The 16,238-nt window shown below is 69.7% G+C and carries 18 protein-coding genes and 1 pseudogene; 11 read left to right on the top strand and 8 right to left on the bottom strand.

Annotated features, from left to right (window positions below):
- Window positions 1-68 precede the first annotated feature (68 nt).
- On the top strand, window positions 69-542 hold the full coding sequence (locus ACTWQJ_RS04745) for a winged helix-turn-helix transcriptional regulator (RefSeq protein ID WP_443305359.1): 474 nt from the start codon (window positions 69-71) through the stop codon (window positions 540-542).
- 34 nt (window positions 543-576) lie between these two features.
- On the opposite strand, the gene ACTWQJ_RS04740 is transcribed toward ACTWQJ_RS04745, so the two are convergent.
- Complete coding sequence (locus tag ACTWQJ_RS04740; RefSeq protein ID WP_443305334.1) at window positions 577-1,182, bottom strand: CGNR zinc finger domain-containing protein; 606 nt, start codon at window positions 1,180-1,182, stop codon at window positions 577-579.
- A 64-nt stretch (window positions 1,183-1,246) separates the two neighbouring features.
- Between ACTWQJ_RS04740 and ACTWQJ_RS04735 the strand changes: the two genes are divergently transcribed.
- The 8 genes from ACTWQJ_RS04735 to ACTWQJ_RS04700 all read left to right on the top strand — a co-directional run bounded on the left by ACTWQJ_RS04735 (window position 1,247) and on the right by ACTWQJ_RS04700 (window position 8,363).
- Window positions 1,247-2,134 carry an alpha/beta fold hydrolase gene (locus ACTWQJ_RS04735; RefSeq protein WP_443305333.1) on the top strand — a complete coding sequence of 296 codons (888 nt, stop codon included), beginning with the start codon at window positions 1,247-1,249 and terminating at the stop codon, window positions 2,132-2,134.
- 546 nt (window positions 2,135-2,680) lie between these two features.
- Window positions 2,681-2,932 (top strand): hypothetical protein, encoded by a 252-nt coding sequence (locus ACTWQJ_RS04730; protein WP_443305332.1) that lies wholly within the window; start codon window positions 2,681-2,683, stop codon window positions 2,930-2,932.
- Window positions 2,929-3,291: a helix-turn-helix domain-containing protein gene (locus ACTWQJ_RS04725; RefSeq protein ID WP_443305331.1), complete on the top strand. Its 363-nt coding sequence runs from the start codon at window positions 2,929-2,931 to the stop codon at window positions 3,289-3,291. Before ACTWQJ_RS04730 ends, ACTWQJ_RS04725 begins: the two co-directional genes overlap by 4 nt.
- Window positions 3,292-3,415: 124 nt before the next feature.
- Window positions 3,416-3,931, top strand: a complete 516-nt coding sequence (gene uraD, locus ACTWQJ_RS04720; protein ID WP_385786882.1) for a 2-oxo-4-hydroxy-4-carboxy-5-ureidoimidazoline decarboxylase — start codon at window positions 3,416-3,418, stop codon at window positions 3,929-3,931.
- Window positions 3,928-4,329 carry a hydroxyisourate hydrolase gene (gene uraH, locus ACTWQJ_RS04715; RefSeq protein WP_443305330.1) on the top strand — a complete coding sequence of 134 codons (402 nt, stop codon included), beginning with the start codon at window positions 3,928-3,930 and terminating at the stop codon, window positions 4,327-4,329. Before uraD ends, uraH begins: the two co-directional genes overlap by 4 nt.
- Window positions 4,330-4,337: 8 nt before the next feature.
- On the top strand, window positions 4,338-5,234 hold the full coding sequence (pucL, locus tag ACTWQJ_RS04710; protein WP_443305329.1) for a factor-independent urate hydroxylase: 897 nt from the start codon (window positions 4,338-4,340) through the stop codon (window positions 5,232-5,234).
- A gap of 122 nt (window positions 5,235-5,356) precedes the next feature.
- Window positions 5,357-6,736 (top strand): 8-oxoguanine deaminase, encoded by a 1,380-nt coding sequence (locus ACTWQJ_RS04705; protein WP_443305328.1) that lies wholly within the window; start codon window positions 5,357-5,359, stop codon window positions 6,734-6,736.
- Window positions 6,737-6,989: 253 nt separating this feature from the next.
- The gene (locus ACTWQJ_RS04700; protein WP_443305327.1) at window positions 6,990-8,363 is read left to right on the top strand and encodes a nucleobase:cation symporter-2 family protein; all 1,374 of its coding nucleotides are present in this window, start codon (window positions 6,990-6,992) and stop codon (window positions 8,361-8,363) included.
- On the opposite strand, the gene ACTWQJ_RS04695 is transcribed toward ACTWQJ_RS04700, so the two are convergent.
- Entirely contained in the window at window positions 8,329-8,931 is a 603-nt protein-coding gene (locus tag ACTWQJ_RS04695) for an exonuclease (RefSeq protein ID WP_443305326.1), read from the bottom strand. The genes ACTWQJ_RS04700 and ACTWQJ_RS04695 overlap by 35 nt on opposite strands.
- A 113-nt stretch (window positions 8,932-9,044) precedes the next feature.
- Between ACTWQJ_RS04695 and ACTWQJ_RS04690 the strand changes: the two genes are divergently transcribed.
- Window positions 9,045-10,679: a serine/threonine-protein kinase gene (locus ACTWQJ_RS04690; RefSeq protein ID WP_443305325.1), complete on the top strand. Its 1,635-nt coding sequence runs from the start codon at window positions 9,045-9,047 to the stop codon at window positions 10,677-10,679.
- Window positions 10,680-10,758: 79 nt separating this feature from the next.
- Here ACTWQJ_RS04690 and ACTWQJ_RS04685 read toward each other — a convergent pair whose 3' ends face one another.
- The 3 genes and pseudogenes from ACTWQJ_RS04685 to ACTWQJ_RS04675 all read right to left on the bottom strand — a co-directional run.
- On the bottom strand, window positions 10,759-11,418 hold the full coding sequence (locus tag ACTWQJ_RS04685) for a maltokinase N-terminal cap-like domain-containing protein (RefSeq protein WP_443305323.1): 660 nt from the start codon (window positions 11,416-11,418) through the stop codon (window positions 10,759-10,761).
- Between the two features lie 203 nt (window positions 11,419-11,621).
- A complete protein-coding gene (locus ACTWQJ_RS04680) occupies window positions 11,622-12,035 on the bottom strand; it encodes a cytidine deaminase (protein WP_443305322.1) in 414 nt (137 codons plus the stop codon).
- A gap of 260 nt (window positions 12,036-12,295) precedes the next feature.
- Window positions 12,296-13,729, bottom strand: a pseudogene (locus tag ACTWQJ_RS04675) (MFS transporter); the annotation flags it as partial.
- A 91-nt stretch (window positions 13,730-13,820) separates the two neighbouring features.
- On the opposite strand from ACTWQJ_RS04675, the gene ACTWQJ_RS04670 reads away from it, so the two are divergent.
- Window positions 13,821-14,216 (top strand): winged helix-turn-helix transcriptional regulator, encoded by a 396-nt coding sequence (locus ACTWQJ_RS04670; protein WP_443305321.1) that lies wholly within the window; start codon window positions 13,821-13,823, stop codon window positions 14,214-14,216.
- A gap of 10 nt (window positions 14,217-14,226) precedes the next feature.
- On the opposite strand, the gene ACTWQJ_RS04665 is transcribed toward ACTWQJ_RS04670, so the two are convergent.
- Genes ACTWQJ_RS04665 through ACTWQJ_RS04655 form a run of 3 tightly spaced genes read right to left on the bottom strand, consistent with a single transcriptional unit; the run spans window position 14,227 to window position 15,987 of the window.
- Window positions 14,227-14,649: an acyl-CoA thioesterase gene (locus ACTWQJ_RS04665; RefSeq protein ID WP_443305320.1), complete on the bottom strand. Its 423-nt coding sequence runs from the start codon at window positions 14,647-14,649 to the stop codon at window positions 14,227-14,229.
- Between the two features lie 55 nt (window positions 14,650-14,704).
- Window positions 14,705-15,340, bottom strand: coding sequence for a hypothetical protein (locus ACTWQJ_RS04660; RefSeq protein ID WP_443305319.1), 636 nt, complete (start codon window positions 15,338-15,340; stop codon window positions 14,705-14,707).
- 47 nt (window positions 15,341-15,387) lie between these two features.
- Entirely contained in the window at window positions 15,388-15,987 is a 600-nt protein-coding gene (locus tag ACTWQJ_RS04655) for a histidine phosphatase family protein (protein ID WP_409468670.1), read from the bottom strand.
- Between the last annotated feature and the right edge of the window lie 251 nt (window positions 15,988-16,238).

Here is a 16,238-nt window from a genome sequence, read left to right as displayed (position 1 = left end):
AAGTAAACTTAGGTGAGGTTAGAATCACCCCCATGGATGCGAGGATCGAAGCTCTTCAGGATGCCGGCATGGACCTCCGTCTCGACCGGGACATGTCGAACTGTTCGATTGCCCGGACCCTTGAGGTCGTGGGTGAGAAGTGGACGATCCTGATCCTTCGCGAGGTCTGGTACGGCTCGTCCCGGTTCAGCGACTTCGAGCGCGTCCTCGGCTGTCCTCGCAACCTCCTCGCGGCGCGGCTCCGGATGCTCGTGGAGGAAGGGATCCTGGCCACTGAGACCTATAAAGAGCCTGGCTCGCGGAGTCGGCCGAAGTATGTGATCACTCCCAAGGGCATGGATCTGGTGCCGGCCGTGATGGGGCTCCTGCAGTGGGGTGACCGTTACCGCGCCGACCCGGAGGGCCCGGCCGTACTGGCGCGACACCGCGGATGCGGCGCGCACGTCGACGCCCAGATCCGCTGCGAACGAGGCCACGCCGTGCAGGCGGAAGACATCGAGAGCGTTCCTGGCCCTGCATTTCGTATGAGGCCCGCCGAGTGAGCTGAGGCGCTTGCGCCAGGAGTTCGTGGTGGGCTCAGTCTGCCCGGGTGTGCTCACTCCGTCTGGCTCGGGCCTGGTGGAGGCGGACCTTGGTGCGGTTGCCGCAGCGGGACATTGAGCACCAGCGGCGGTTGTGGGCGGGGGAGCGGTCCAGGAAGCGCAAGGCGCACATGTCCGCTCCGCAGACGCGTACGCACCGGATCTGGGCGGACAGGAGCAGATCGACGGCGTCCTGGGCGATCAGTGCCAGTGCGGCTGCGGGATCGGTGGCGATGCCCGTGGTGTCGGCGGGCTCCAGGCGTCCGTCCGTGACGGCGATCTGCAGGGCGGGGCGGGGGGCCTCCGCTGCCGCTCGGTTGAGCATGGTGACGTCGCCGGACGAGGGCAACCGGCCGTCGGCGACCGCGAGTACGGCCCGGTCGACCGTCTCGCGCAGTCGTCGGCCCGAGGCCAGGACGGCGGCACCGGCGGGGTCCGGGGTGCCCGGTGTGAGCAGGTCGGCCTGCTGAAGCCAGAGGGTCAGGTCGCCCGAATTTCGGAGAGTCTCCTCCGGCGCGGTCCGCCACCGGTGGCGGAGGGTGTTGACGAAGTCCAGGCAGACCCGCCCGCCGTCCCAGATCCACGTGTCGTCCGTTGCCATGCCCCCATTCTGCACACTAGCTTAACCATCTAAGAGGGTTAGTTCGTGCCGAGGAGGCGCATCCATGGGACAGCCGACAGTGACGACCGGAGTGACGCAGGTGGACGGGGTCCGCCTGCACTACGTCCGAGCGGGATCCGGCCCTCTGCTCGTTCTGCTCCATGGCTGGCCGCAGACATCCGACTGCTGGCGGCCGGTGCTGGCGGATCTCGCCGCCGACCACACCGTTGTGGCGCCCGACCTGCGTGGCTACGGCCTGAGCGACAAGCCCGCGACGGGGTACGACAAGCGACGAATGGCCGTCGACATGGCCGGCCTCGTCGAAGCTCTCGGATTCGAGGAGGCCGTGGTCGTGGGTCACGACCGCGGTGCCCGCGTGGGGCACCGCTGGGCGCTGGACCGTCCTGAACAGGTGGAGCGGCTGGCCGTGCTCGACATCGTGCCGACCCGGGAGATGTTCCGCCGGCTGGACGCCTCGCTCGCCTCCGGGTACTGGCACTGGCTGTTCCAGATGCAGCCCGATCTGCCCGAGCGGCTCGTGGGGCACGACATCCGCGGGTATCTCGAGTACTTCTTCGAGCGGTGGACCTACAACCGCCACGGACTGACACCCGAAGCGGTCGACGGATATGTCCGAGCGTTCTCCCGCCCCGGTGCCATGCGTGCGAGTTTCGACGACTACCGCGCCATGGAGCAGGACGTCGCCCTCGACGACATCGACGCCGCCGAGGGCCGCCGCCTCACCATGCCGGTACTGGCGCTGTGGGGTTCCGCAGGGCTGCCCTCCCGCCTGCCGACGCTGGAGATCTGGCGCACCTACGCGGACGACGTCACCGGTGCCGAGATCCCGGAATGTGGCCACTTCATCGCGGAGGAGCAGCCGGAGGCGCTGCTGGCGCACTTGCGGCCCTTCCTGGCCCGGCAAGCCGAACCGGTGACCCCGTCACCGTGATGGCAGCAGTGGCATCCCGCCGGTCAGGCGAACACTTGCCAGCGGGGCAAGTTGCCCGAAAAGCCTCGACCACGGTCTGATCTCCCTACACGGCGAACGAGCCTGGAAGGCGAGACAGGCCGAGGGGCGGGCCGGCCACAACAGGCTGGGCCGCCCCTCGGCGCGGGCCTCAGATCGTGACCGGGGCACCGGCTGGAGCATCCCCTGGCCGGTCCGGCAGCCCGGCCATCGGCGTTGCGGGGTGAATGCGTCTGGTCGCTGCTGGGAATGTCGCCGACTCGACGGGACGGCCGGATTTGAGACGACCAGCCTTTGGGCCATGGCGCTGCGCGGGCGGCTTGGCCACGTGTAGGGCGGAGGGAGGCCATGGTCGGTTAGGGTCGCCTCGTGGCGGACGAAGCGGCTCCGTCCCAGTGAAATCGATTGGCCTGGGGTGCGTCGCGGCTGTAAAGCAGTCGACTGATGCATCCTCGTTGTGCCCTGATGTGCCCTCGCGGTGGGTGATCTGGGTAAAAGTGCAGGTCAGAGGCATGCTCTGGGGGCACAGTGCGATTGAGAGTGGAATTCACGACCGAGCCGTTCGACCTCGACGAGGCACCCGCGCACGCGCTGGTGGCCCGTGAGGTCGTGGAGGCGGCGGAGCTGGACGCGGTGGACGTCGGCCCGTTCGGCAACACCGCGGAGGGCGGGGCCGACGCCGTGCTCACCGCGGTGGACGCGCTGCTGCGCAAGACTCTCGAGGCCGGCGCCACCCGGGTCTCGCTCCAGGTCAATGTGATCGCGGAGGGTGACCGGTGAGCGAGGACGAGCCCTTCATCACGGCTGTGAAACCGCTGGTCGACGCCATGGGCGGCGAGATGCTCCCGCCGGACGAGGCCGGCCCCGACGACGTCGTGCTCTCCTGGGAGGGTGCCGATGTCGTCGCCGTACGCCTCCCGCAGCTCGCCGACTCCCTCGATCACATCCTCGCCGCCATGGAGCGCAAGAAGGGCAAGCCGCTGGCCGAGCTGGACCGCAAGTCCAAGCAGGAGGTCGTACGAACACTGGAGGCGCGGGGCGCCTTCTCCGTGCGGCACGGCGTGGAGACCGTGGCGAGCGCGCTCGGCGTCAGCCGCTTCACGGTCTACAACTACCTGAACCGCGAGAAGAACGTCTGAGGCGGCCTGCTCAGGTTCCGTTACCGCGAATTTTCAACAAAGTGTTGACGTCTCGTCGTCGCAGGGCGTTAGCTATCGGCACGCCCGTTCAGCACGAAGGCCCTTCGCGGCCACGGAGGCTCCCGTGACGTCGAATTCCACGCCCCCGGGCCTGGCCCGGTTCAACGCCCTGGAGGAGCACGCGGCCTACGCCGCTCTCCACGAGGCGTGCGCCTCCACCACATGGGCCAAGCGGCTGCTCGCCGCCCGCCCCTACGCCACCCCCGACGACCTCTACGCCGCCAGCGACGCCGCGATGGCCGAGCTGACCGCCGTAGACCTGGAGGAGGCGATGGCCGGGCACCCGCCGATCGGCCGCCCCAAGCCGGGCGACCCGACCTCGGCCCGGGAGCAGCGCGGCATGGCCGGCGCCTCCGCGGAGCTCAAGGCGGAGATGCTCGAACTCAACCTGGCCTACCAGGAGAAGTTCGGCCATGTCTTCCTGATCTGCGCGACCGGCCGGACCGGCGAGCAGATGCGGGACGCGGTCAAGGAGCGGATCGGGAACTCGCCGGAGCGGGAGCGGGAGATCGTCCGCACCGAGCTGGGGAAGATCAACCGCATCCGACTGGCCAACCTCGTAGAGGAAGATCAGACATGAGCAAGAGCACCACCGCCTCGGTGTCCACGCACATCCTGGACACCAGCGTCGGCCGCCCCGCCGAGGGCGTCGCCGTCCACCTCTCCGCCCGCGGCGGGCGCGATGCGGACTGGCAGGCGCTCGGCGGCTCGGCGACCGACGCGGACGGGCGGTGCAAGGACCTGCCGGCGCTGCCGGAGGGCACTACACATGTGCGGCTCGACTTCGCCGTCGAACCGTACTTCGAGAAGTTCGCGAAGAAGCAAGCCGATGCGCAGCAGGACGCCCCCGCGAATCGGGACAGCGGTGCCGTGTTCTTTCCGGAGGTGGCCATCACCTTCGCCGTGAAGGCCGGCGAGCACTACCACGTACCGCTGCTGCTCAACCCGTTCGGCTACTCCGTATACCGAGGGAGCTAGCAGACACCATGCCCACGATCCTGGGACAGAACCAGTACGGCAAGGCCGAGAACCGAGTCGTCAAGATCACGCGGGACGGCGCCACCCACCACATCAAGGACCTGAACGTATCCGTGTCGCTCTCCGGCGACATGGACGAGGTCCACTACTCCGGCTCCAACGCCAACGTCCTGCCGACCGACACCACCAAGAACACGGTGTACGCGTTCGCCAAGGAGCACGGCATCGAGTCCGCCGAGCAGTTCGGCATCCACCTGGCCCGGCACTTCGTGACCTCGCAAGAGCCGATCAGGACGGCCCGTATCCGCATCGAGGAATACGCCTGGGAGCGGATCGAGACCTCGGGCGAGGCCCGGCACTCCTTCGTACGCAAGGGCCAGGAGACCCGCCTCGCCCAGATCACCTTCGACGGCGAGCGGTGGGAGGTCGTCTCCGGCCTCAAGGACCTCGTCGTGATGAACTCGACGGACTCCGAGTTCTGGGGCTACGTCAAGGACAAGTACACGACGCTACCGGAGGCGTACGACCGCATCCTGGCCACCCAGGTCTCCGGCCGCTGGCGGTTCAACTGGACCGGCGACGAGCAGCCCATGCCCGACTGGGACGAGTCCTATGAGCAGGTCAAGAGGCACATGCTGGAGGCCTTCGCCGAGACGTACTCGCTGTCGCTGCAGCAGACCCTGTACCAAATGGGCGCGCGCATCATCGACAACCGCAGCGAGATCGACGAGGTCCGCTTCTCGCTCCCGAACAAGCACCATTTCCTCGTCGACCTGGAGCCGTTCGGGCTGAAGAACGACAACGAGGTGTACTTCGCCGCCGACCGCCCGTACGGCCTGATCGAGGCCACCGTCCTGCGGGACGGGTGTGAGGCGAGGATCCCGGTGGACCTCACCAACCTCTGATCAACTCCATATTTCGGCACCCGCGGCCGGGGGACACGGATTTCAGAAGGCTCCCCGGCCGCGGCACTCAAAACTCCCAGGGTCCTGCCGTGCCCTCTCCACATCAGCGCAAAGGACGAACCATGGCAGCAGACCGGCGCATCGTCATCGAGAACTGTGCGATCGCGACCGTCGACGCGAACGACACCGAGTACGCGAACGGTCACGTCGTCGTCGCCGGCAACCGCATCGAGTCGGTCGGCGCGGGCAGGGCCCCCGAGGGCCTGGAGAACGTCGACCGCCGTATCGACGCCTCCGGTCACCTCGTGACCCCCGGCCTGGTCAACACCCACCACCACTTCTACCAGTGGATCACCCGGGGCCTGGCCACGGACCACAACCTCTTCAACTGGCTCGTCGCCCTCTACCCGACCTGGGCACGCATCGACGAGCCGATGGTGTACGCGGCGGCCCAGGGCTCGCTCGCGATGATGGCCCGCGGCGGCGTCACCACCGCCATGGACCACCACTACGTCTACCCGCACGACTCCGGCGACCTGTCCGGCGCGATCATCCGTGCCGCCCGCGAGACGGGCGTCCGCTTCACCCTGGCCCGCGGCTCCATGGACCGCAGCGAGAAGGACGGCGGGCTGCCGCCGGACTTCGCCGTCGAGACCCTCGAGGGCGCGCTGGCCGCGACCGAGGAGACCGTCAACAAGCACCACGACGCCTCCTTCGACGCGATGACGCAGGTCGCCGTCGCCCCCTGCTCACCGTTCTCGGTCTCCACCGAACTCCTCCGGGAGGGCGCCGAGCTGGCCCGCCGCCTCGGCGTACGGCTGCACACCCACGGCTCGGAGACGGTCGAGGAGGAGCAGTTCTGCAAGGAGCTGTTCGGCATGGGCCCGACCGACTACTTCGAGTCCACCGGCTGGCTCGGCGAGGACGTGTGGATGGCGCACTGCGTCCACATGAACGACTCCGACATCGCCGCCTTCGCCCGTACGAAGACGGGTGTCGCCCACTGTCCGTCGTCCAACGCGCGGCTTGCGGCCGGTATCGCTCGCGTTCCCGACATGCTTGCGGCCGGCGTCCCGGTGGGCCTCGGCGTCGACGGTACGGCGTCCAACGAGTCCGGCGAGCTGCACACCGAGCTGCGCAACGCGCTGCTCATCAACCGCCTTGGCGCGCATCGCGAGGCCGCCCTGAACGCCCGGCAGGCGCTGAGGCTCGGGACGTACGGCGGCGCCCAAGTCCTGGGCCGTTCCGCGGAGATCGGCTCCCTGGAGCCGGGCAAGCTGGCCGACCTGGTGCTGTGGAAGCTGGACACCCTGGCCCACGCCTCGATCGCCGACCCGGTGACGGCGCTGGTCTTCGGCGCCGCCGCCCCGGTCACGGCCTCCTTCGTCAACGGCCGCCAGATCGTCGAGGACAACCGCCTGCTGCACGTCGACGAGGACACGATCGCGCGCTCGACGCGGGCGGAAGCGCAGCGCCTGGCGCAGATCTCGGCGCAGGCCTGATCGCCGTACTGAATCTCCTTACTGCATACGGCACTTGATCTCCGGCCGGGAGGGACGGCTCCCGGTCGGCAGCCGTGGACCCGAGCGGGGTCCATGGCGGCTGTCTCCGGGGTGCGCGTTGGACGCGTGCGCCCCGGAACGGTCACCGTTCCCCTCCCTGAGAACGGGTCCGTCCTGGTCCCGCACGACCACACGCATCACCTCCATGAAACCCACGTCAACGCCGACGTGTTAGCCGCTCGGAGGAGCCGCCGTGTCCGATCAGCCAGTCGACGCGACCCACCCCGTCGACGAGAAACTCCCCGCCCTGAAAATGGCGACCACCGGCCTGCAGCACGTGGCCGCCATGTACGCGGGCGTCGTCGCCCCACCCCTGATCGTCGGCGCGGCCATAGGCCTGTCCGCCACCGACCTGACCTTCCTCACCGGCGCATGCCTCTTCACCGCGGGCCTGGCCACCTTCCTCCAAACCCTGGGCATCTGGAACATCGGCGCCCGACTGCCCTTCGTCAACGGCGTCACCTTCGCCGGCGTCGCCCCCATGACCGCGATCGTCGCCTCCACCGAGGACAAGTCCGACGCGTTGCCGATCATCTTCGGCGCGGTGATCGTGGCGGGTCTCCTCGGTTTCCTGGCCGCCCCCTTCTTCAGCAAGGCGGTGCGCTTCTTCCCGCCGGTGGTGACGGGCACAGTCATCACGCTGATCGGCATCTCCCTTCTCCCGGTCGCCTTCGGCTGGGCGCAGGGCCCCAACCCGGCGGCGGACGACTACGGTTCGGCGACGAACCTGGGCCTGGCGGCCGGGACCCTGCTGATCGTGCTGCTCCTGCGCCGCTTCACCCGGGGCTTCGTCAAACAGATCGCCGTGCTGCTCGGCCTGGTCGCCGGCACGCTGGTAGCGATCCCGTTCGGTGTCACGGACTTCGGCCCGGTGGCGGACGCGGACGTCATCGGCTTCCCGACCCCGTTCCACTTCGGCGCCCCGCAGTTCCAGCTCGCCGCGATCATCTCACTGTGCGTGGTGATGGTGGTGTCGATGACCGAATCGACCGCCGACATGCTGGCGTTGGGCGAGATCGTCGAGCGCCCGGCCGACGAGAAGACCATCGCGGCGGGCCTGCGCGCCGACACGCTCGGCTCGGCGATCAGCCCCCTCTTCAACGGCTTCATGTGCAGCGCCTTCGCCCAGAACATCGGCCTGGTGGCGATGACGAAGATCCGCAGCAGGTACGTCGTCGCCACGGGCGGCGCCTTCCTGGTCCTGATGGGCCTGTGCCCGATGGCCGCGTCGCTCATCGCGGTCGTACCGCGCCCGGTGCTCGGCGGCGCGGGCGTGGTCCTGTTCGGCTCGGTGGCCGCCAGCGGCATCCAGACCCTGGTCCGGGCCGGCCTCGACAAGGACAACAACGTCCTGATCGTCGCCGTATCACTGGCCGTCGGCATCATCCCGATCACGGCCCCGGAGTTCTACCACGCCTTCCCGGAAACGGCGAAGATCGTCCTGGACTCGGGCATCTCGACGGGCTGTATGGCGGCGGTCCTGCTGAACCTGGTCTTCAACCACCTCGGCAAGGGGCGCGAGGCCGATGAGGTCACGGCGCCGATGGAACCGGTGACCACGCCATGAGGTTGGCGAACAGCTCGGCCTGCTCGATGGCGTCGTCCAGCGCATGGTGCGTGTGCCGGCGCCTCGACAGCAGCTCGCGCGGCATCGTGCCCTTGGCCACCGCCCGCAGGGGCAGGCCCGCCTTCGTGGCGTACAGGGTCTTCATGTCGAGACAACCCGAGTGCCCGAAGGGGCTGGCTCCGGTGAAACGGATCAAGTACCAGTACAGGAACATCCAGTCGTACGACGCCGGATAGCCGCACATCACCGGCTGGGCCCCCGCGCTCACCTCGCGCACCCAGCCGGTGAACTCGGCGAGTGCGACGGCCGGTTCGATGCCCTCCCGCTCGAGGCGCTCCCGATCCAGGCCGCTCACGGCCAGCGCCTCCGGCACGAACTCCCCGCTGATCGGGCGCAGCTCGCGGTAGAAGGTGTGCTCCTCCGGGTCGGCCGCCGTGAAGCTGTCGGCGTCCTGGATTCCGGCGACCGCCGCGCCGAAGCTCAGCATGGAGTACGGCCCGGGGATCGGGCCGTCGGCCTCGATGTCGACGGAGATGTAGAGGCTGGGTTTGATACGTCGTGCGGCCATGGAGTAGGAGCATCCCAGGTGGCCGGATCATCCCGCATCCGAATTCCGCTTAGGCTTCTGCCTCGGTCAACACACGGTTGACCAGGGGTTAGGGGATGAGGGGGCGCGGGCCGATGAACTACGCGACCGAGGTGTTCCAGCCGCTGCAGGCGGACGACCCGCCCCTGGTGGCCGGCTATCGCCTCGCCGCCCGGCTCGGCGCGGGTGGCATGGGCCGGGTCTACCTGTCGCACACGCAGGGCGGCCGACCGGTGGCGATCAAGGTGGTACGGTCGGAACTGGCCGACGACCCGGCCTTCCGGCGGCGGTTCCGCCGGGAGGTGGAGGCCGCCCGGCGGGTGCGGGGCGCGTACACCGCCGAGCTGATCGACGCCGACGCGGACGGCGTACCGCCCTGGCTGGCCACGCTGTACGTGCCCGGACCCTCCCTGGCGGAGGCAGTCGCCCGGCGCGGACCGCTGCCGGTGCCCGCGGTGCTGTGGCTGGTGGCGGGGGTGGCCGAGGCGCTGCAGGCCATCCACAAGGCGGGCATCGTGCACCGGGACCTGAAGCCGTCGAACGTGCTGCTGGCCGCCGACGGGCCGCGCGTGATCGACTTCGGCATCTCGCTGGCCTCCGACGTCACCTCGCACACGGCCACGGGCTCCGCCGTCGGCACGCCCCAGTTCATGGCTCCGGAGCAGGCGACCGCGGGCGAGGTCACGGCGGCGACGGACATCTTCGCGTTGGGCCAGACTGCGGCGTTCGCGGCGCTGGGCGAGCCGCTGTACGGGGACGGCCCCGCGGCCAGCGTGCTGTACCGGATCGTGCACGAAGAACCCGACCTGTCCCGGCTGCCCGAGCCGCTCCGTCCGCTGATCGCCCGCTGCCTGGCCGCCGATCCGGAGGAGCGGGCCAGCTTGGCGGAGGTCGTCGAGTGGTGCCGGCAGCGGCTGGGCGGGGACGCCGACGCGGGCGCGGGACCGGCCGTCTGGAGGGAGGTCATGGGTCCGGAGGTGACGGTTCCGTCCCCGGTCCCTGACCCCACCCGGGTGCACACGGCGCCGTTGATCGTCACGCGACCGCAGCCGACAGGGCCGGGGGAGCGCCGGGCGCGAAGACGGCGTGCCGCGCTGATCACGACCGCGACTGTGACGGCCGGGGTGCTGCTGATGATGGGCTTGGCGTGGACGGTCGCGGACGCGGGGGAGAGGTTCCGCGACTGGGTTGCGGGCGCACCGTCGACGCCCGGTTCCTCGGAGTCCGTACGGGCGTCGGCGTCGGCGTCGTCATCGGCATCCGCGCCGACGTCGGGGACCGGTGCCGAGCGTTCGGGGACCGGTGGCGGGACACAGGAGTCGCGGCCCTCCCCGACCGCGTCCAAGTCGCCGCAAGCCACCCCGTACCCCCTCGTCTGGCTGGACGGGAAGACCTCGGTGAGCTTCAAGGACCCGCAAGTCCCGCGCAAGGACCGCAAGGGCGACATCCGCCTCGTGTGCGGGCAGACTTGCGCGCTGGAGAGTGATACCAGCGAGTTCGCCTTGTTGCTCACGAAGCCCGGGGCCACCCTCGACTCGTGTCGTATCGCCCTCTCCAAGCCCGAAGGCCGGCTCCTCCCGCTGGCCGCGGCGGCGAACGGCAGCGAGATCTGTATCAAGCACTCCTCCGGGGACATCGCACTGCTCGTGATCCAGACGAAGTCGACCGCGTTGCCCCACATCGCTTTCGTGACCGGGGACATGACGATCTGGCGGGCGGCAGCCCAGTAGTGCAGGCAGTCGGACGCCGGCGCCGACGCTCGCGGGGTGGACGGCCGCCGGGCTTTGATGCCGAGCGATGATGTCGCGGCTACGCCCGGGTGCCGGTGTGCAAGACGGCGAACACCCCCCGGGCGCGGGAGCCATCCGGCATCTGCCAGGAGCCGCTGACCTGGCCGGTCGCTCCCGGTGGCGGAGGAAACGGGCCGTCCGGGGCGGGCTGCAGGACCCGGTGCAAGCGGAGGGTCGTGCCGTGCGGCGTAGTCAGTTCGGTGCCTTCTTGATCGTCGGTGGCGGTGAAGTCCGTGGAGATGGAGCCTTCACCGGTGCAGGAGGCGATGACCTCCCGGTCGGGGACGTCGCTGATGTTTTGGTCCTGGGCCTGCACCCGCCCCTCGATCAGGGCCAGCAACTGGGCGACCAGCACGGGGTCGTGGCAGCCGTCGTAGGCCCAGCGCTGCCCCAGCACGCCGTGCTCCATGGTGCCGACGAGGGCGTGCTCCGCCCCGTCGAGCGGGGCACCGCGATAGGCGAGCGGCACCAGGTAGGTGATCAGGTGAGGGCCGGAGGCGTCGGTGACCACGATGAACTCGATGCCAACCTCGCCTTGCGGGTCGTCCAGCCGGAAGCCGCCGGCCTTCGCCAACTTCGGTTCGCCCGTGCCACCGCGGTACCACGGGCGGGAGGGTAGCCAGGAGGTGAGCAGTTCCAGCTTGGTCGGCTTGAGGACGGTGTGGTGGATGACAGCCATGCAGGAGGATCTCTCACCGCACTCCGTCTGACAAGCGCGCTCGTCATCGCGACCTGGCCCGCGGGGCCCTCCGGGACGGCACCGGACGGTACATACCGCGACCACCGTGCTGGCCGAGCGTCGGCAGCTGGAGACGTCGCGCAGGCGCCTCGAACGCGTGCAGTTCCCGCTGCACTTTCCCTTGGTGAGGGGAGTGGCGCGGTTTACTCGGCGTCGAGCTGGTGGTCGGCCCAGACGTAGCTTTCGGGGAGCAAGTCGGTGATGAGGACGGTTCGGACGCGGTCGTCTGCGCCGACGATGACCTTGAGGGTGGGAAAGTAGTCGAGAAGGACCTGGCGGCACCGGCCGCACGGGGGAACAACGCCCCGGTCGCGGTCACCCACGGCGACGATCGTGTCCAGCTCGTAGGCGCCCTGGGCGGCTGCCGCGCCGATGAGGACCAGCTCGGCGCAGGGGCCTCCGGTGAAGTGGTAGGCGTTCACGGCGGTGACGATCCGGCCGTCCCGGGCGCGGGCTGCGGCTGCCATGGTGTGGTTGTCGCCCCGGCAGCGAGTGCGGGCGACGTGCGCCGCGGCCTGGATGAGTTCGTGGTCGACGCGGTGGGTCTGCGTGGTCATCTTCTCTGCCTTCGTCAGGTTTCAGGCGACGTTGACCCGAGTGACGACGGTGTGCAAGCGAATATCGACGGTGTGCTTGTTCCACCAGATGATGCAGCGGCGATCATGCTGCCCTGTTCCTTGTGACTGGCGTGGTCAGTGCCGTCCAACCTGAAGTTGAACCGCTCCGGAGAGCACCGAGAACGACGTAACGTCGTTCGCATGGACGGGGCGTACGGCGGGGGGGGGTGGATCCCGACGCCGTACGCCCCATCCCCCTCCCCGGAGCGCGTCCGCAGGACGACCGCCGCTACACCCAGCGCCCCTACCGCGATCACCGTCGCCACCCGGAACGCCAGCTGATAGCCCTCCGCCGTGGCCGCGACCAGCTCCGTGCCCCGGTCCAGCAGGCCGTCGGTGCGGCTCGCCGCCAGAACCGACAGCACCGCCAGGCCCAGTGAACCGCCCACCACCTGCGTGGTGTTGAACAGCCCGGATGCCAGCCCCGCGTCCTCCTCGCGGGCCCCCGACATCGCGAGTCCGGTCAGCGCGGGCATCGCGGCGGCGAACCCGGTGGCGAGCAGGAGCAGGGGCGGGAGTACGTCCGTCACGTACGAGCCGTTCACCGGGGCCCGGCTCAGCAGGGCCATGCCCGCGACGATGAGCGCCAGCCCGGCCAACAGCACCCGGTACGCGCCGAACCGGCCGACGGTACGGGCCGACAGGCCCAGCATCAGCACCCCGATCGCGATCGGCGCCGGCAGGAAGGCCGTGCCGGTGAGCAACTCGCCGTAGCCCAGGACGCGTTGGACGTACAGGGCGCCGATGAACTGGAAGCCGTACATCGTCGCGATCATCAGCATCTGAACGGCGTTCGCACCGCTCAGCAGCCGGGATCCGAACAACCTGAGCCGCAGCAGCGGACGCGTGGCCCGCGCCTGGCGGAGCGTGAACGCCACGAACAGAGCGACGGCCAGGGCCGCCAGCAGCAGGGTGGCCGTGAGGTCGCGGTCGCCGGCGCCGACGATGACGTACACCGTGAGCATCAGCGCGCCGGTGACCAGCGCCGCGCCCGGGTAGTCGGCGCCCTTGCCGAGCCCGGCGCCGCGGTCGGGCTCCAGCACCCGCACGGCCGCGAGCCACGCCACGACCCCGATGGGCAGGTTGATCAGGAAGATCCAGTGCCAGTTCAGGGCCTCGGTCAGCGCGCCGCCGAGGAACGTACCGAGGGCTCCGCCCGCCGCGCCGACCGCGCTGAACACCGCGATGGCGCGGGCCTGTTCGCGCGGCTCGGGGAACAGCGCGACCAGCATGCCCAGCACCACGGCCGAGGTCATCGCCCCGCCCACGCCCTGCAAGGCGCGCGCCGCGATCAGCACTCCCTGGTCGGTCGCCACCCCGCACAGCACGGAGGCCGCGGTGAACACGGCGAGCCCCGCCGTGAACATCCGCTTGCGGCCCACCAGGTCGCCGAGGCGGCCGACCAGCAGGAGCAGCCCGCCGAAGGGGATGAGGTACGCGTTGACGACCCAGGCCAGCCCCGGCCCGCTGAAGCCGAGGTCGCTCTGGATGGCCGGCATGGCGACCGTGACGATGTTGCCGTCCAGGATCGTCATCAGTGTTCCCGCGCACAGGACGACGAGGGACGCCCAGCGGGAGTACGTTCGCTGTGTTCGGTGCGGTGTCCGCGTCGGGGACTCGACGATGGCCGTCATGGCGGCGCTGCCTCCGGTTCTCCATAGGTGCACGACTTGTAACGGGGAACATCGTGGGTGACCATGGAGGCCGGCGTAAGGAGGCAGTTCAATGTCCCAGAGGAACACCGGTGTTACCGTCCAGGCAGTGAACGCACACGCGTGCCCGGTGCGCGAAGTTCTTGACAGAGTCTCCGGAAAGTGGAGCGTCCAGATCCTTGTCGCGGCCGCCCACGGACCCATCCGCTTCACCGAGTTGGAGCGCAGCATCGAGGGCATCAGCCGCCGCATGCTGACCCTGACGCTGCGCAACCTGGAGCGCGACGGCCTCGTCACACGCACCGTGCATCCGACGGTGCCGCCGAAGGTGGAGTACGAACTCACGCCGGTCGCCCGCGAGTTGCACGAGACGCTGCAACGGCTGACCGACTGGGCCGAGCGCAACCGCGTCTACATTGCCGAATCACGCGCGGCCTACGACGAGGAGCACGAGCCGCAGTTGGTGTGACCTGCGGGACCTACAGGCCGAACTGAGCCGGGTCCGAGGCGAGTTCCTTGAAGTAGTCCTGCGGACTGGCGACCAGCTTGCGCTCCTTGAGGTTCAGCAACCCCCCGACCGCCGTGATCTCGGCCGCCACCGTGCCGTCCGTCTTGCGGATCGTCTGCTCGATGCGGAACGTCTTGCCGTCGCCCCATTCGAAGGCACACGTCACCTCGACCTCGTCGCCCGCGAGCAGCTCCCGCTTGTAGCGGATGGTCGTCTCCAGGGCCACCGGACCCACGCCCCTGCTTATGAGACCAGCCTGGCTGATACCGGCGGCCTGCAGCAGCGACCAGCGGGCGTGCTCCGCGTAGTTGAGATACACGGCCTGGTTGAGGTGCCCCTGCACATCGGTCTCGTACCCACGGACGGTCACCGGAACGGAAAACGGCTCGGTCACGACTTCCCCTTCTGCTGCCACGGTTGGTGGTTCAACCGATCCTCACACGTGCCCCTTACATCCGTCGCGGAGATGCCAGGAGATAGCGCGCCCTCGTCCGCGGCTCCGTGTACTCGCCGGCCTGCCAGCCCGCCTTCTCCAGCGTGGCCGCACAGGCGCGGAGGGCGTCCGCGTCGGGCTCGCGCACGGCGACCGCCTCCGGCTGCGGCGTCGCCCGCACCCGGTACCCCGCGGCGTCCGGCTCCGGCCCGGCCGGACGATGCCCGGCCGCCTCCAGGGCGAGCGCGGCGGCCTGCACCAGATGCTTACGCTCCCACCCGCACGGCCGGTCCATGGCACCGTCCGGATTGGTCATCCGGCGCAGCTCCAGCAGCCCCTGCCAGGCGCTGTGCACCTCACGGACGCGCGCCGGACCCATCTCCGGGGCGCCCTCCTCACCGCCGATGCGGGCGGCGAACACACCGGAGGCGGCGGGAGCCTCCACTGCAGGCTCGGGGGCTTCGGGCGCCGCCTCCCGTATTCGATGCCCCGCCAGCGTCAGAAAGTGATCGTGCGGCGGCCGCGGATGCCGGAAGGCGAGCCCCCGCTTCACCAGCGCCGCGAGCTGTGCCTCCGTACCGCGCAGCCGCCCGGTGACGGGATCGGCGGCGTCGATGACACGCCGCTGGGCGGCGGTCGGCGGTCGTGTCACGGCGTGCTCCTTCCCGGCGCTGGTCACTGTCCCCATCGCTTCGAAGGCTACGACGAGGGTCTGACATTCCACCCGGCGATCACCGGCCGCCCGTGCTCCGTGCTCAGCCGGCACAGCGTGCCCGTCGCCAGCTGGAACAGCGCGCCGGCCGCCGGCGACAGCCCCAGCCGCCGCGCCGTCAGCACCCGCAGGAAGTGCCCGTGCGACACCAGCACCACACACCCCTCGGTGTTGGCGAGCGCGGCGTCCACCTTGGCCAGCATCCGGTCGGCACGCTCGCCGACCTGCTCCACGCTCTCCCCGGGATGCTCCGGCGGCCCGGGCGGCACCCCGTCCGCGAACAGGAACCAGCCGGGCCGGTCACGCTGGATCTCGACGGTGGTGATCCCCTCGTAGCCGCCGTAGTCCCACTCCGCGAGATCCGCATCGACCCGTGGGCCATGCAGCCCGATCAGCTCCGCCGTCTCCCGCGCCCGCTGCAGCGGGCTGACGAACGCGGCCCCGATCCGGTGCGAGCGGATCAGCGGCACCAGCGCGCGTGCCTCGTCCCGCCCGTGCTCGGTCAGCGGCACATCGGTCCGCCCGGTATGCCGCCCGGACCGCGACCACTCGGTCTCCCCGTGCCGGACGAGAAAGAGATCACCCATGCGGCACAGGCTCCCGTGTTTCCTTTGGGATCCGTAGTGATCCGTAGGGGTGTGTCATGGGGCAGGCACTGATACCGGTGTCGTATGTGAGTGCGTGGATCGAATGCGTGACCTTTCCGTGGGCGTGTCGTTGATCGGATGACAGCACCACGGGTGAGGGAAGGGGGGCCGGTGAGTCGCAGGCTGCCGCTCGGTGAGGGCGAGACGGTCCGCACCGCCTGCGCCCGTGGCCTGCTGCGGACGGGCGTGGT

The sequence above is a fragment of the Streptomyces sp. KR55 genome, from assembly GCF_052245645.1.
Taxonomy (GTDB): Bacteria; Actinomycetota; Actinomycetes; order Streptomycetales; family Streptomycetaceae; genus Streptomyces; species Streptomyces flavusporus.
This window is presented reverse-complemented; position numbering and strand designations above follow the sequence as displayed.

Coding starts and splice junctions, on each gene's coding strand:
- ACTWQJ_RS04690 (WP_443305325.1), top strand. CDS start 9,045: ATGAACTACGCGACCGAGGTGTTCCAGCCGCTGCAGGCGGACGACCCG.
- ACTWQJ_RS04655 (WP_409468670.1), bottom strand. CDS start 15,987: ATGGGTGATCTCTTTCTCGTCCGGCACGGGGAGACCGAGTGGTCGCGG.
- ACTWQJ_RS04745 (WP_443305359.1), top strand. CDS start 69: ATGGACCTCCGTCTCGACCGGGACATGTCGAACTGTTCGATTGCCCGG.
- ACTWQJ_RS04670 (WP_443305321.1), top strand. CDS start 13,821: ATGTCCCAGAGGAACACCGGTGTTACCGTCCAGGCAGTGAACGCACAC.
- ACTWQJ_RS04695 (WP_443305326.1), bottom strand. CDS start 8,931: ATGGCCGCACGACGTATCAAACCCAGCCTCTACATCTCCGTCGACATC.
- ACTWQJ_RS04705 (WP_443305328.1), top strand. CDS start 5,357: ATGGCAGCAGACCGGCGCATCGTCATCGAGAACTGTGCGATCGCGACC.
- ACTWQJ_RS04735 (WP_443305333.1), top strand. CDS start 1,247: ATGGGACAGCCGACAGTGACGACCGGAGTGACGCAGGTGGACGGGGTC.
- ACTWQJ_RS04680 (WP_443305322.1), bottom strand. CDS start 12,035: ATGACCACGCAGACCCACCGCGTCGACCACGAACTCATCCAGGCCGCG.
- pucL (WP_443305329.1), top strand. CDS start 4,338: ATGCCCACGATCCTGGGACAGAACCAGTACGGCAAGGCCGAGAACCGA.
- ACTWQJ_RS04685 (WP_443305323.1), bottom strand. CDS start 11,418: ATGGCTGTCATCCACCACACCGTCCTCAAGCCGACCAAGCTGGAACTG.
- ACTWQJ_RS04740 (WP_443305334.1), bottom strand. CDS start 1,182: ATGGCAACGGACGACACGTGGATCTGGGACGGCGGGCGGGTCTGCCTG.
- uraH (WP_443305330.1), top strand. CDS start 3,928: ATGAGCAAGAGCACCACCGCCTCGGTGTCCACGCACATCCTGGACACC.